The organism is Streptomyces sp. NPDC001315 (assembly GCF_042896175.1).
In the GTDB taxonomy this organism is placed as follows: Bacteria; Actinomycetota; Actinomycetes; order Streptomycetales; family Streptomycetaceae; genus Streptomyces.
Window position 1 is genome coordinate 263,448 of sequence record NZ_JBIAWZ010000001.1, and the last position, 14,909, is coordinate 278,356.

The window sequence follows — 14,909 nt, forward strand, 5'->3', positions numbered from 1 at the left end:
GGGGTACGCCCGGCCTCAGCGCCGGATGTGCCCGTCCCCGGTGACGATGTACTTGGTGCTGGTGAGCTCGGGCAGGCCCATCGGGCCACGCGCGTGCAGCTTCTGCGTGGAGATGCCGATCTCCGCGCCGAAGCCGAACTGGCCGCCGTCGGTGAAGCGGGTCGAGGCGTTGACGGCGACCGTCGTGGAGTCGACCAGTTGGGTGAAGCGGCGGGCGGCCTGCTGGGAGGTGGTGACGATGGCCTCGGTGTGCCCGGAGGTCCACAGCCGGATGTGCTCCACGGCCCGGTCGAGGGAGTCGACGACGGCGGCCGCGATGTCGTACGAGAGGTACTCGGTCTCCCAGTCCTCCGGCGTGGCCTCGACGACGTCGGCCTTGGAGTCCTTGGCGTACGCCAGTACCCGCTCGTCGGCGTGGACGGTGACCCCGGCCTCGGCGAGGGCGTCCAGGGCGCGGGGCAGGAACTCGGGGGCGATGTCCTGGTGGACCAGGAGGGTCTCGGCGGCGTTGCAGACGCTGACGCGCTGCGCCTTGGAGTTGATCAGGATGTCGATCGCCATGTCCAGGTCGGCGTGGGCGTCGACGTAGACGTGACAGTTGCCGGTGCCGGTCTCGATGACGGGGACGGTGGACTCGGCGACGACGGTCCGGATGAGGGAGGCGCCGCCGCGCGGGATGAGGACGTCGACCAGGCCGCGGGCGCGCATCAGCTCGCGGACGCTCTCGCGGCTCTCGCCCGGCACGAGCTGCACGGCGTCGGCGGGCAGCCCGGCGCCGCCGACGGCATCCCGGATGACGCGCACGAGGGCGGTGTTCGACTCGTAGGCGGAGGCCGAACCGCGCAGCAGCACCGCGTTGCCGGACTTCAGACAGAGGGCGGCGGCGTCCACGGTGACGTTCGGGCGGGCCTCGTAGATGATCCCGACGACGCCGAGCGGAACGCGGACCTGGCGCAGGTCGATGCCGTTGGGGAGGGTGGAGCCGCGGACGACCTCGCCGACCGGGTCGGGCAGGGCCACGACGTCGCGCACGTCGGAGGCGATGGCGCGCACCCGCTCCGGGGTGAGCGTGAGGCGGTCGATGATCGCCTCGCTGGTGCCGGCCTCGCGGGCCTTGGCGATGTCCTTGGCGTTGGCCTCCACGATCTCGCTCGTACGGACCTCCAGCGCGTCCGCGACGGCGAGCAGCGCGTCGTCCTTCACGGCCCGCGGCAGCGGCGCGAGGTCGGCGGCGGCGGCCTTGGCCCGGTAGGCGGCCTGGGTGACCGGTGACATGGAGTCGTACGGAGAGAGCATGGTCATGATGGCAGGGTAGTGCGCGGGGCGGGGCCGTCCAGCGGTCATCCCAAACCCCGAGACAACGCCCGAAGGGTCCGAAGGGCTCCTAAAAGGGGTGGACGCCGACCGGGGTCGCCGGGGCCGGGCCGTAGCCCTCGGCGATGCGCTGGTGATAGGTCTCGCGGTCGATGACCTCCAGGCCGACGATCTCCCAGGGCGGCAGGCCCGCGGTCTGGCGGTGCTCGCCCCACAGGCGCAGGGCGACGGCGGCGGCGTCGTGCAGGTCGCGGGCCTCTTCCCAGTAGCGGATCTCAGCGTGGTCCTGGGCGTACCGGCTGGTCAGCAGGAAGGGGTGGTCATTGGCCAGCTGTTCGAGTGCGCGCCGGACCTCCTTGATGGGGGCCGCGGCGCCGGAGAGGCTGAGGGTGATGTGCCACAGGCGGGGCAGGTCCGCGGGAGCCTCGCCCGCGTAGCGGTCGCCGGCCGCGACGCTGGTCAGGGCGCGTTCCTCGCCGGAGGCGCGGGAGGAGGCGGCACGGGTGCCACGGGCGCCTTCGGCGCCACCGCGGGACGCCGCCGCCCCAGGGCGCACTCGTCTCACGACGGCCTCCTTCACGCCTGCGCAGTGCTCCTGCGGATTGTGTCCCTCAGTCAAAGTTGAGCAGGCCGGACGGCTTCGCGTGGCGGTTTTACGGAAGGTCCCCCACCGGGAGCGGTCGTTCGACCCGGTTTACGGGTGCAGGATCACCAGGTCGTCCCTGTGTACGATCTCGCGTTCGTACGCGGGGCCCAGCTCGCGCGCCAGCTCGTGGGTCGAGCGGCCGATCAGCCGGGGGATCTCCTTCGCGTCGAAGTTGACCAGCCCGCGGGCCACCGCGTGACCCGTACCGTCGCGCAGTTCGACGGGGTCGCCGGCGGTGAACTCGCCCTCGACGGCGGCGATGCCGGCCGGCAGCAGCGACTTGCGCCGCTCGACGATCGCGCGCACCGCGCCGTCGTCGAGGGTCAGCGAGCCCTGCGGGGTGGAGGCGTGCTGGAGCCACAGCAGCCGGTCGGCGGAGCGCTTGCCGGCCGGGTGGAAGTAGGTGCCGGTGTCGCCGCCGGAGAGGGCCTCGGCGGCATGGACCGCGCTGGTGAGCACCACGGGAATGCCGGCGGCTGCCGCGATCCGGGCCGCCTCGACCTTGGTGACCATGCCGCCGGTGCCGACGCCGGCCTTGCCCGCGCTGCCGATCTCGATGCCCTCGAGGTCGGCGGGTCCGCTCACCTCCGCTATCCGTGAGGTGCCGGGCTTGCTGGGGTCTCCGTCGTACACGCCGTCGATGTCGGAGAGCAGCACGAGCAGGTCGGCGTGGACGAGGTGGGCGACGAGGGCGGCGAGGCGGTCGTTGTCGCCGAAGCGGATCTCGTCCGTGGCGACGGTGTCGTTCTCGTTGACGATCGGGAAGGCGCCCATGGCGAGGAGCTTGTCGAGGGTGCGGGAGGCGTTGCGGTGATGGGCGCGGCGGCTCATGTCGTCGGAGGTGAGCAGAATCTGGCCGACGCGGACGCCGTAGCGGGCGAAGGAGGCGGTGTAGCGGGCCACCAGCAGGCCCTGGCCTACGCTGGCGGCGGCCTGCTGGCGGGCGAGGTCCTTGGGGCGGCGGCGCAGGCCCAGCGGGGCGAGGCCGGCGGCGATGGCGCCGGAGGAGACGAGGACGATCTCCTTCTCTCCCCCGCTGCGGCTCTTGGCGAGGACGTCGACGAGCGCGTCGACCCGGTCGGCGTCCAGTCCGCCCGAGGCGGTGGTCAGCGACGAGGAACCCACCTTGACGACGATCCTGCGGGCCTCGCTCACGGCTTGCCTTGCCCTTGCCACCTTGCCGTCTGTCCCCTCGCGTCCGTTCGGCTGCCCCGCTCGGGAATCTACGGGACGGGGGCCGCGCGGCGCACATCGGTCCAGCTCCCGGACACCTGGATCCGACAAAGGTTCACCACGTCTGCCGTCCTGGCGTCGCGCACCTGACGGGTGGCGAGGTGGTCTGCGGCCGGCTTTGAGGTCACCCCCGCGGCCGGCCACTCCCTGAGCCCGAGCCCCCTCAGGCCGCCGCGGCTGTCTTCCCCGGCGTCGCCCGCGAGGTCAGCGTCCGGCGGACCTTGCGCAGGGCTCGGCGAAGGAAGGAGTCGGCCGTGCCCTCGCGCCAGCCCAGGAAGGCCTTGGCCTCGCGGGGTTCGGCGAGGTAGATCCGGTCGGGTATGCCGGCCTTCTTGGAGCGGAAGTGGGGGTAGACCAGGTAGACCCGGGTGCCCCGCTTCTCCAGGATGGCGGCGGCCTGCCGCTTGGCCCTGACGAACTCGACCACGTCCTTGAGGAGGTCGGGGCGCTGCTGGGCCACCAGGTGCAGCCGCAGTCGCTCGTGGACCTTCAGCCGGTGGGCGACGCCTTCGTTCCAGTGAGCGTCCATCAGCGGCTTGGCCAGCTCGAACTTGTTCCGCTGGATCTCCTCGCCGTCCCTGAGGAACACCGGCCCGAACTGCGGCAGCAGCGTGACCTGGAACGGACGGACCATGAGCACGTCACGCTTGGAACCGGCCGGGACCATCTCCGCTATCAGCTTCATCAGCGCCCGCGCCGAGTCGAAGCGGAGCGTGTAACTCCCGCTCTTCGTCACGTGCTTGCCGTCCTCGCGGCCCACCAGGTAATAGCAGGTGTAGTCGGCGACGACGGAGACGCCGTCGGCCCGCAGATAGGCCTCCATCGTGAACAGCGCGTCCTCGCCGGTCCACAGGGACTCGTCGAAGCGCATGCCGTGGCGTTCCAGCAGCGCGCGGCGGAAGAGCTTCTGCGCGCTGAGCGTGAACTTGATGTTGGAGGAGTAGACGTCGGTGCGCTTCAGCGTCTTGCCCCACATCGACTTGGGCGCGTTGCGGTTGACGCCCTCGACCTTGCCGAGCACGACGTCCGTGCCGTTCTCGTCGGCCATGGCGACCATACGCTCCAGCGCCTCGGGGCCGAGCCGGTCGTCGGCGTCGAGGAAGAAGACGTAGCGCCCGGCGGCCTTGCCGAGGCCGACGTTGCGCGGGCCGCTGGGGCCGCCGGAGTTCTCCTGGCGGATCACCGTGACGGGCATGGGGGCACGGGCGGCGAACTCCTCCAGATAGTCCCCGGTGCCGTCGGTGGAACCGTCGTCGACCGCGATGACCTCGATGCGTGCCGAGTCGATGGTCTGCGCCTCGACCGAGGCGAGGCACTCGACCAGATACGGCATCGCCTCGTACGCCCCGATGATCACGCTCACATCAGGCTGCGTCACGGCCACATTTCCCCCTCATCACGGAAAATTTCCCCTGAATCAGCTAATTAGCTACCCGGTAGACGGTTGAACGGGGCAAGCGGTTGCCCCACCCACCCGTATTCGTGATCCGAATCACACGAATAACTGGCAGGATTCAGGTTAGACGGGGTCGGTAAGACAAGGACGGTAAGAGCGCAAAAAAGGCTCGGCCCCCGGGGAATGTTCCCCGGGGGCCGAGCCGCTCCGTACGTGGGCCGGTCAGCCTGCCGCTGCCACACCGTCCGTCTCGCCGGCCGCCGACACCCGCTGTCCGGGCAGGGCGTTCGCCAGCTCCGCAGCGTCGAGCGCGGCGCGCGAGCGCTGCCCGACGTTGCGGGCCTCGGCCTTCAGCGCGAGGTTGGCCACCGCGGTGTTGAACTGCTCGATCGACGTCGGCTCGTCGGGCCCGAGCAGATACCGCTTGAGCTCCTTGCGGTCCTGTGCCAGCGGGTCCCCGGCCGGGTCGCGTACGGCGTCCAGCAGCTCGCCCAGCTCGGCCGCGCTGTTGGAGAGGATCACCGCGGCGCGCACCGCGGTGTTCTGCCGCTTGAACTCCTCCACGCCCAGCTCGGCGGAGTCCGTCACCGCGTACGGCTTGCCGCTGGCGATGAAGTCGGAGACCACGCTGGAGATGTCGGAGACCATCGCGTCGGAGACGTTGAAGCAGTCGTACAGGCGCGGTTCGGCGCCCGTGATGACCCGGTGCTCGGAGGAGCCGAAGGAACGCCAGTAGGCGGCGTTCCACTCGGCGCGCAGCCGGGCGGTCTCCTCGTGCCTCCTGAGGTCGGCCAGGCCGTCGCGGGCGGCCTCGGCCTCGTCGCCCCGGTCGCCACCGGGCCCGGACAGCTCGGCGAGCCGGGCCTCGATACGGGCCAGTTCCGCCTTCGCCTTGGCCTGGGCGCCCGTGTCCGCCTTGAAACGCGGGTCGGCGGCGCGCTCGGCGGCGGCCTTCTCGACCAGGGCGGTGATGCGCCGGTGCGCGGCGCCGGCCTTGGCGCTGCGGGTACCGGTGAAGGGGTGCGGCTTGTACAGGACGCGCACCGGCGGGTCGGCCGTGACCAGCTTCTTCACGATGTTCTCGCCGGCGAGCAGGATCGAGGTGTTGCCGGGGTTGTCGTCCCAGCCCTCCCAGGTCGGCGCGTACAGAACCGTCGGCATGCGATCGCCCGGCACGCCCTGCCAGGTCCGGATCGGTGCCAGCTGCGGGCGGCCGACCTCCGCGATGTCCTCGTCACGCACACCGACGTCGGCGATGGCGTACCGGTCTCGGCCCGCGCGGCCGGCGGTCCACACCTCGTCGTACACCTTGCTGAACGGGTTGACGCTGGCGAGCTTGTCGCTGTCGCCGTGGCCGATGAAGACGTGCTTCATGGTGGGCACGCGCAGCATGTGGATGTTCTTGCCGACGTTCGCCGCGTACAGCGTGACGCGCACGGTCGACAGGTCCATGTTCATCAGGTGCACCCCTCCGGGCACGCAGACGACGGGGACCGTGGTGGGCGCCAGCTTCTCGATGATGACGCGCTCGCGCAGGATGATCAGCGGCCGGGTGTCCAGCTGCTCCATGGTCTCCAGCCACATGTTGACCTGGTAGGCGGAGTCCTTGGAGCCCGAGAAGTACAGCACCGTCTCCGGCCGGTACTCGCGCAGCCAGGCGCTGAGGGCGCCCAGCACCTTGTCGGCCTTCGGCGGGATCCGCTTGCCGCGCAGGTACGGCAGCAGCGCGACGACGTACAGCGCGCCCAGGCCCAGCGTGACGCCGATGCCGATGGAGCCGGGCACGGCCGACTCGGTGACCGCGGAGACCAGCAGGCCGACGACCGCCGCGATGTCGAGGTGGAGCATCTTCTCGGCGGAGCGGTTCAGCAGGAAGCGCGGCGGGGCGTCCGGGATGCGGACGCGGGAGACGAGGTCGACGTTGCGGGTGACGACGGGCATACGGCGGCGGTTGCCGATCAGGGTCGCCAGCACGCCGTGCGGGGCCTGGAAGCCGTAGAAGGCGATGAAGCAGGCGATCGCGCCGTAGAAGATCAGGCCTTCCGTGAGGTCCAGGCGGGCGAGCAGCAGGACCAGGAGCAGCTGGCGGATCAGGAAGCGGATCGACAGACCCGCCCGCACCTTGCTCAGGCGGCTGACGAGATAGCTGCCCTTGCGGTGCAGATAGTGGTCCGCCAGGTACGTCACGGCGGCCGCGGCCGCGAAGGCGGGAACGCTCGGGACGAGCGCGGCCAGCATGAGGCAGGGGAAGCCCAGCATCATGAGGGCCGCCGCGGCCAGCTCGGCCACGCTGCCCACCCGGGCGACGCGAATAGCTGTGGATATCACGGAGGAACCTGCTCTGGGAGGGGTGCTGGTTGTCTGGGCCAATCAGAGTCCGGAAAGTTCCGGAAATTCACTTTGTGAAGGATGTGGGATTTTTAAGGATGCGAGAGTTTTACGGACTCAGGCCCCTGCGAGTGCCAGGTGAATGGGCAACCACAGAGGCCTGAATGACAGAAGGCTATTTGCCGGTGATTATGCCACGCCGTCCTGTCGGTCCAGGACACTGGCCAACGCCTGCTCGAAGCCGGAGGCCTTGCTGGCGCCCGCCGTCGGGTCCTGCTGGCGGACGTCGATGACGTGCCCGGTCAGCTCGGACAGCAGGACGTCGAGCGAGGTGCGGGCCACCGCCTCGGAGGAGAGCAGGGTGCCCGCGGGCTCCTGGCCGAAGGCCTTGGTGCGCATCGGGGTGGCGGTGCGCTCCGGGTTGACGCAGTTGACGCGGATGCCGTCACCGGCCCATTCGTCGGACAGGGCCTGGGTGAGGTTCACCATCGCGGCCTTGGTCGAGGAGTAGAGGCTGTACTCGGCACGGCCGCGGGTGTAGCTGCTGGAGGTGTACAGCAGCAACTGGCCGTTGGTCTCGGCGAGGTACTTGTACGAGGAGCGGGCGATCTGCACCGGCGCCAGGTAGTTGACCTTCAGCGCCTCCTCGATGGTGGCGTTGTCGGTCTCGGCCAGCTTGCCTATGCGCAGCACGCCCGCGGTGTTGACGACGTAGTCGATGCGCCCGGTCTCGGCGTACGCCTTGGACAGCGCGTCGTCGACCTCCTCCGGGTTCTCCACGTGGGTGCCGGTGGTGGAGCGGCCGAGCGCGTACACGTGCGCGCCGTAGGCCTCGGCGAGCTCGGCGATGTCCTTGCCGATGCCGTAGGAGCCCCCGAAGATGACGATCGTCCGGCCGGTGAGGAGCTCGCGGTAGACGTCCTCGCCCTTCTGTTCCGGCGCGGCGGTGGAGCCGAGCTGGAACAGCTTGTCGGCGATGAAGACGTCGACCGGCTGCGTCACCTTCATGTTGTACTCGTCGCCCGCGACGACGTGGATCGGCACGTCCGGCAGGTACTTGAGCACGACGGAGCAGTCGTCGGTGGCCTGGAAGTTGGGGTCGCCGGCCGCGACCTCGTAGGCCCGGCGGATGGTGGACAGCTTGAAGGCCTGCGGGGTCTGACCGCGGCGCAGCCGGGAACGGTCCGGGATCTCGGTGATGAACTCGCCGTCCTCGCCGTGCGTGCGCGTGACGATGATGGTGTCCGCGGACGGGATGGCGACGTCGACGGCCTGGTATCGCTCCAGCGCCGTCACGCAGTCGTCGATGACGCGCTGCGACAGCAACGGACGTACGGCGTCGTGGAAGAGGACGTTGGCGTCCTCGCCCTCGGCCAGGCCCTCGCCCAGGGCGGCGATCGCGCGCTCGGTGGTCTCGTTCCGCGTCGCGCCGCCCTCGATGATCCTCGAGACCTTCTTGAGGCCGGCCTTGGCGACGATCTTCTCGACGTCCGGCACGTAGCCGGGCGCCATCAGCACGATGACGTCGTCGATGGAGTCGGCGCTCTCGAAGGTGGTCAGGGTGTGCTCGATGACTGCCTTGCCGGCGATCTTCAGCAGCTGCTTGGGGATCGACAGACCCACCCGCTGACCGGTGCCACCGGCCAGGATCACTGCGGTGGTACGGGGCTTGGCTATGCGCTGGGACACAGGTGACCTACCTTGGGGCGACAGGGAACTTGGAAAGGGTCCCACTTTTGGTTACCGCTGTGCAAGGTGAGCGACCTTCGCTGCATATGTGCGCGCAACCTGTCATTCACCTTGCATCCCTGGGGATTGGTGAGGCGTAGTGAGACCTTCCACGGATCCCCTCAGAAATTGCTGTGAGTAACTCCACAGGGAGTCAGGCATTGCCGAGAGTGACACGGTGAGAGCTCAGCGCCGCCGCAGCCGCTTGAGGCAACGGTGGCCGAGCACCCGCACGAGTTCCTTCGACGATGTCTGGTGCACGGTACGCGCCTTGGCCGCCGAAGCGCTCTCCGCCGGCGCCTGGGCCACCGCCGCGAGCGCCCCGTACAGGGCCTGAGCCGCCACCTCGGGAGCGATCCGCGCCTCTGCGGGCGCCGAATCCCCGGCGGGCTTCGGCGCGAGGGACAGCAGCCCCGGGTCGCCGAGGACGCGCACACCCATCGACCCGATACGGCCCGCCATCTCCGCGCCGATCTCGGCGGCCGCCTCGACGGCCCAGAGGGGCGTCACAATCTTCACGTCCTGGGGCGTCGGACTGCACGCGTTCTTCATATGCATGACGGCGCCGTTACGGACAAGCTTCGAATACAGTTCGTCGGGCAGTCCATTGCCGCGGAATTCCTTATTGAGGTTGCGCAGCATTTCGGTCTCGGCGAGGGTCAGTGAGCGATTCGCGGTGTCCGGAACCGGCTGCAGGAGATTCTCGGGCAGCCCGAGCAGCGCCTCGAAGGTACGCAACAGACCACCGCGGTCACGGTCGTCGACCACGACGACGGTGACCCGCTCCGCGCCCACCGCCCGCACCCACCGCTCGACCAGCCGGTCGTGCCGGTGCCGTTGCCAGAAGCTGGGGTTGGGCTTCTCGTACGGGGCCTTGCGGAGCATGTGCTCCAGCCAGTCCTCGTAGCCCATGCGCAGCCCGTTCTGCACGTACTGCTGCCACTGCGAGGGCATGATCCGCGCCAGCGGGCGGAGGGTGACCAGGACATGTACCCTCCCCCGCGCTCGGCTTCGCTCGAGCGGGGGCGCCCCCGTCCCGCCGAGTTGTTCGACGATCCGCGCGACGGTCGCGTCGTCCTGGGCGTCGGCGAAGAACTCGCTGCTGACCACCGAGGTGGCCTTCCCGGTCGCCTCGACCAGCTCCAGCAGCCGCAGCCAGTGCTTGTCGGTGGGCACGGTGTCGCCCATCATCGCGGGCCGGGCACAGGCGGCGAGGGCGGCCTCCATCGGGTGCCTGCTGTGCGCCGGGAACGCGACGCCGTGTGCGGGCAGCGCGTCCTTCGCGGCGAACAGGGCGCCCTGGACGGCGGTGGTCCCGGTCTTGTGCGGGCCGATGTGCAGCAGCCGGGTACCGGCGGGCAGCGGGGCGATCGCGGCGTCGTTCACTCGGGCGTCGCCTCTCGTACAGTCCGTCTCCATGGTTAACGGACGGTAAGAGAAGTTCCTGAGGTAATGCTGAGAGGAGCCTGGGACACAGATGAGTCCCAGGCTCCCGTCACACAGGGTTCACGAAGGTGAGGCGTGTCACACGAGCCGCACGCCCGGCTTCCCCGCCTCGACCCGCAGCCGGGCCAGCGTGCTCGGCGTGGCCGTCTTCCGCAGCACCGTGTCCACCACCCTGACCTGTGCGTCGATGCGGTCGCGGCGGATGTCGAAGAGGTGGTAGCCGCGGTGGGCGTCGATCAGCTTCCAGTGCGGGTTGTCCGGCAGCTTCGCGTCCCACTCGGTGTGGAAGGCGGCCTGGTCCTGGTCGCCGCCGCTGGAGATGGAGGTGCCGACGAACTCGGCGCCGACGACCGCGGAACCCGGGTCGGCGAAGTCCTTCTTCAGATCGCTGATCATCGTGAGGTGCCGGTCGCCGCTGAGCACGACGGGGTTGCGGACCGAGGCGAACTCCCGGAGCAGCGCGTTGCGTTCCACCTGGTAGCCGTCCCAGGCGTCGTAGAACCACTGCTTGCCCTCGCCGACCAGAAGATCGGTCTCGGCCATCATGATCTGTGAGGCGATGAGGTTCCAGCGTGCCGGGGAACCGTGCAGCCCGTCGAGGAGCCACTTCTTCTGGTCGGCGCCGAGCATCGTGAGCGAGGGGCTCTGGGCGCCCTCCTGGCTGGTCGCCTGGTCGCTGCGGAACTGCCGGGTGTCCAGCACGTTGAGCCGGGCCAGGTGGCCGAAGTCCAGCCGGCGGTGCATCCGGATGTGCGGGCCGTTCGGGACGGCGCTCGCCCGCACCGGCATGTGCTCGTAGTACGCCTGGTAGGCCGCCGTCAGCCGGGCGACGAACGCGTCGTGGGACTGCTTGTCGGGGTCCTGCGGGACCTCCCCGGCGAAGTCGTTGTCGACCTCGTGGTCGTCGAAGGTGACCACCCAGGGTGCGGCGGCGTGCATCGCCTGGAGGTCGGGGTCGGTGCGGTACTGGGCGTAGCGGTTGCGGTACTGCACCAGGCTGTACGGCTCCCCGGTGCCCTCGTGCCGCCGTACGGCGGTGGCCGCCGGCGCGGACTCGTAGATGTAGTCGCCGACGAAGACGACGACGTCCGGGTCCTGCGCCAGCATGTCGGCGTACGGCGTGAAGTGGCCCTGCTGCCAGTTCTGGCAGGAGGCGAGCGCCAGGCGCAGCGGGCCGCGGCCGGTCCAGTTGGGCGCGGTGCGGGTGCGGCCGTGCGGCGAGATCTGGCCGCCGGTACGGAAGCGGTACCAGTACGTACGGTCCGGACGCAGCCCCCGTACATCCACGTGAACGCTGTGCCCGTACTCGGGCCGTGCCTGGGCGGTTCCCCGGCGCACGCTCTTGGCGAACCGCGAGTCCTCCGAGATCTCCCACTCCACCGACACCGCTTGGGCGGGCATGCCGCCGCCGTTGAGCGGGTCCGGGGCGAGCCGCGTCCACAGCACGACGCCGTCGGGGAGCGGGTCGCCGGAGGCGACACCGAGGCTGAACACCCCGTCGGGCAGCGGGCTTTCGGCCGCGCGTGCGGTGGTCGGCAGCCACAGCTGCGCGGAGGCCGCGGCGCCGAGCACGGCGGCACCGGCCGTCAACAGGCGGCGGCGGTCGGGCGATACGGGTCCGGTCACTCCGGTCATGGGACGAACTCCCCTGCCTCACTGGCCTCTTGGACAGGGGGAAGCTCCCATGGGCGGCAGGCCCACCCGCTGAACAGCGAGCCTCGCGTGCATGACAAATAGGGAGACAAGAAGGGACCCGTTGCGGGACGGAGAAGGCGAGAACAACGCGATCTTGCCGCAACGGGTCCTACAGACCGTCGGTGGACAGTCCGGGCAGTGCTGTCAGCTCACACCGGAAGGTGTGTCAGAGGGCTCTAGAAGGGCTTGAAGTCGTCGAACTCCTGGGAGGCCTCGTCCCGCTCCGCGTCCCGGTCCCGACGCCGCTGCGCCGCGGGCCTCGGTGCCTCGAAACGGTGGTCCTCACCCCGTCGGCCCAGCATCTCCGCGCCCGCGGTGACCGACGGCTCCCAGTCGAAGACGACCGCGTTGTCCTCGGGACCGATGGCGACGCCGTCGCCGGAGCGGGCGCCCGCCTTCATCAGCTCCGCCTCCACACCGAGGCGGTTGAGCCGGTCGGCGAGGTAGCCCACGGCCTCGTCGTTGTTGAAGTCGGTCTGGCGCACCCAGCGCTCGGGCTTCTCGCCCCGGACGCGGAACAGCCCGTCCTCCTCCAGGGTGACGGTGAAGCCGGCGTCGTCGACGGCCTTCGGCCGGATGACGATCCGGGTGGCCTCTTCCTTCGGCTTCGCGGCCCGCGCCTTCCCCACCAGCTCGGCGAGCGCGAACGACAGCTCCTTGAGCCCCATGTGCGCCACGGCCGACACCTCGAAGACGCGGTACCCGCGGGCCTCCAGGTCCGGGCGCACCAGCTCGGCGAGGTCCTTGCCGTCCGGTACGTCGATCTTGTTCAGGACGACCATGCGCGGCCGGTTGCCGAGCCCGCCGTACTGGCGCAGCTCCTCCTCGATGATGTCGAGGTCGGAGACGGGGTCGCGGTCGGACTCCAGGGTGGCCGTGTCCAGCACGTGCACGAGCACACTGCACCGTTCCACGTGGCGCAGGAACTCCAGACCGAGGCCCTTGCCCTGGCTGGCGCCGGGGATGAGGCCCGGGACGTCGGCGATGGTGTACACCGTGGACCCGGCGGTCACGACGCCCAGGTTCGGGACGAGGGTGGTGAACGGATAGTCGGCGATCTTCGGCTTCGCGGCGCTCAGCACGGAGATCAGCGAGGACTTTCCGGCGCTCGGGTAGCCGACCAGCGCCACGTCGGCGACGGTCTTCAGCTCCAGGACGACGTCCCCGAGGTCCCCGGGCTCGCCCAGCAGCGCGAAGCCGGGTGCCTTGCGGCGGGCGGAGGCGAGTGCCGCGTTGCCGAGGCCGCCGCGGCCGCCTTGGGCGGCCACGTACGAGGTGCCGTGTCCGACGAGGTCGGCAAGCACATTGCCCGCCTTGTCCAGCACGACCGTGCCGTCCGGCACCGGCAGGACCAGGTCCTGGCCGTCCTTGCCGGAGCGGTTGCCGCCCTCGCCGGGCTTGCCGTTGGTGGCCTTGCGGTGCGGGGAGTGGTGGTACTCGAGCAGGGTGGTCACGGACTGGTCGACGGTGAGGATGACATCCCCGCCGCGTCCGCCGTTGCCGCCGTCCGGGCCGCCGAGCGGCTTGAACTTCTCCCGGTGTACGGAGGCACAGCCGTGGCCTCCGTTACCCGCGGCGACGTGCAGTTCGACGCGGTCCACGAAGGTGGTCATGGTGGGGTGCCTCCAGCACTTCGGTAATACGTACGGTCTGTTTACTGCGTAACACGCGAAAGGCGGACCCGCCTTCCCGATCGGGAAGTGAGGTCCGCCTCGCGAAAGCTTCCGATCAGGCGACCGGAACGATGTTCACGACCTTGCGGCCACGGAACGTACCGAACTCCACCGCACCGGGCTGCAGCGCGAACAGCGTGTCGTCGCCGCCGCGGCCGACGCCCGCGCCCGGGTGGAAGTGGGTGCCGCGCTGGCGGACCAGGATCTCACCCGCGTTGACGACCTGACCGCCGAAGCGCTTCACGCCGAGCCGCTGGGCATTGGAGTCGCGACCGTTCCGGGTGGACGATGCGCCCTTCTTGTGTGCCATGTCTCCTCAGTCCCTTACTTCGCAGCCGCGGGGATCTCAGTGACCTTGATCGCCGTGTACTGCTGGCGGTGGCCCTGACGACGGCGGTAGCCGGTCTTGTTCTTGTAGCGAAGGATGTCGATCTTCACACCCTTGTGGTGGTCCACGACCTCGGCCTGGACCTTGATGCCGGCCAGCACCCACGGGTCGCTGGTCACAGCGTCGCCGTCGACAACGAGCAGGGTCGAGAGCTCGACCGTGTCGCCAACCTTGGCAGTGGAAATCTTGTCAACCTCAACGATGTCGCCGACAGCAACCTTGTGCTGGCGACCACCGCTGCGCACGATGGCGTACACGCGGATCTCACTCTCTCGCTCTGGGACGGCATCCCCGCAGTCCAGCCGCCCGGGAACGAACACGGACGGCCTCTCCCGGCCACCGGGGTGCCCGAGAGGAAGAGGTTTACGGGGATGTGGCGGGTCAGTCGACACGCCGACGGTCAAGGTTACGGGGCCCGGCTTGAGGGGTCAAACCGGGCCCCGGGAGACGACGGACGTCGGTCGAGCGGCCCTAGCCCTGCGCCGCGGCGCGGAGCTGTCCCATGAGGGACCAGTAGACGGACCGGTCCGAGTCCTCCAGATTCGAGACCTCGCCGTGTCCGCCGAGGAAAAGGGGGGCCTTGAAGCCCACGCACCGTCGCGGCGGTACGGGAACCGCGTGCTCGGCGGTCCATTCCGCGTAGAGGTCCGCTCCGAGGAACGTGTCCGGGTCCTCGACGAATTCCGCGTCGAGAAGTTCCGGCAGCCCGCAGTCGATCTCGAAAGCCTCGCCCGAGCCGACCTCGAACAGCAGGAAGGCGGCCTCGTTCGCCGTGCTGCGCACGAGATCCACCGCGTACTGGCGCCCCAGCCAGTCCTGAGCCACCGGCGCGACACGGCCGCGGAACTCGGGAAAGGCCTCCAGGATCAGCTGTGCGACCTCCTCGGCCTCGTCCGGGGTGTGCACATAGAGAATGCCGCTCCCGAAGGACGAGCCCGCACCGACTTCCAGGAGTTCGGTGTACCCGTCGAGCATGGCAAGCCGCTCATCGCGGGCGGTGACCGCGGAGGGAGCGTTGTCCGGCGGATACTCCCTGAGGAAATTCTCGTACAAAGCAACTCC

General features: G+C 69.7%; 12 protein-coding genes. All 12 read right to left on the minus strand.

Going from position 1 to position 14,909, the window contains the following annotated elements; genetic code table 11:
- Positions 1–15: 15 nt before the first annotated feature.
- A complete protein-coding gene (locus tag ACFY16_RS01220; RefSeq protein ID WP_390644991.1) occupies positions 16–1,302 on the minus strand; it encodes a glutamate-5-semialdehyde dehydrogenase in 1,287 nt (428 codons plus the stop codon).
- Between the two features lie 82 nt (positions 1,303–1,384).
- The gene (locus tag ACFY16_RS01225; RefSeq protein ID WP_390646067.1) at positions 1,385–1,870 is read right to left on the minus strand and encodes a hypothetical protein; all 486 of its coding nucleotides are present in this window, start codon (positions 1,868–1,870) and stop codon (positions 1,385–1,387) included.
- A 138-nt stretch (positions 1,871–2,008) separates the two neighbouring features.
- Positions 2,009–3,115, minus strand: coding sequence for a glutamate 5-kinase (gene proB, locus ACFY16_RS01230; protein ID WP_390644992.1), 1,107 nt, complete (start codon positions 3,113–3,115; stop codon positions 2,009–2,011).
- Positions 3,116–3,356: 241 nt separating this feature from the next.
- Complete coding sequence (locus ACFY16_RS01235) at positions 3,357–4,577, minus strand: glycosyltransferase family 2 protein (RefSeq protein WP_390644993.1); 1,221 nt, start codon at positions 4,575–4,577, stop codon at positions 3,357–3,359.
- A gap of 234 nt (positions 4,578–4,811) precedes the next feature.
- On the minus strand, positions 4,812–6,917 hold the full coding sequence (locus ACFY16_RS01240) for a hypothetical protein (protein ID WP_390644994.1): 2,106 nt from the start codon (positions 6,915–6,917) through the stop codon (positions 4,812–4,814).
- Positions 6,918–7,106: 189 nt separating this feature from the next.
- Entirely contained in the window at positions 7,107–8,606 is a 1,500-nt protein-coding gene (locus tag ACFY16_RS01245) for a D-ribitol-5-phosphate cytidylyltransferase (RefSeq protein ID WP_390644995.1), read from the minus strand.
- Between the two features lie 225 nt (positions 8,607–8,831).
- Positions 8,832–10,064, minus strand: coding sequence for a hypothetical protein (locus ACFY16_RS01250; RefSeq protein ID WP_390644996.1), 1,233 nt, complete (start codon positions 10,062–10,064; stop codon positions 8,832–8,834).
- Positions 10,065–10,169: 105 nt separating this feature from the next.
- Positions 10,170–11,726 (minus strand): alkaline phosphatase D family protein, encoded by a 1,557-nt coding sequence (locus ACFY16_RS01255; protein ID WP_390644997.1) that lies wholly within the window; start codon positions 11,724–11,726, stop codon positions 10,170–10,172.
- Between the two features lie 236 nt (positions 11,727–11,962).
- Positions 11,963–13,399, minus strand: coding sequence for a GTPase ObgE (obgE, locus tag ACFY16_RS01260; RefSeq protein WP_390644998.1), 1,437 nt, complete (start codon positions 13,397–13,399; stop codon positions 11,963–11,965).
- Positions 13,400–13,514: 115 nt separating this feature from the next.
- Positions 13,515–13,769 carry a 50S ribosomal protein L27 gene (gene rpmA, locus ACFY16_RS01265; protein ID WP_017944923.1) on the minus strand — a complete coding sequence of 85 codons (255 nt, stop codon included), beginning with the start codon at positions 13,767–13,769 and terminating at the stop codon, positions 13,515–13,517.
- A gap of 14 nt (positions 13,770–13,783) precedes the next feature.
- Positions 13,784–14,104 (minus strand): 50S ribosomal protein L21, encoded by a 321-nt coding sequence (gene rplU / locus ACFY16_RS01270; RefSeq protein ID WP_007381993.1) that lies wholly within the window; start codon positions 14,102–14,104, stop codon positions 13,784–13,786.
- A gap of 214 nt (positions 14,105–14,318) precedes the next feature.
- Positions 14,319–14,900, minus strand: a complete 582-nt coding sequence (locus ACFY16_RS01275; RefSeq protein ID WP_390644999.1) for a hypothetical protein — start codon at positions 14,898–14,900, stop codon at positions 14,319–14,321.
- Positions 14,901–14,909 lie beyond the last annotated feature (9 nt).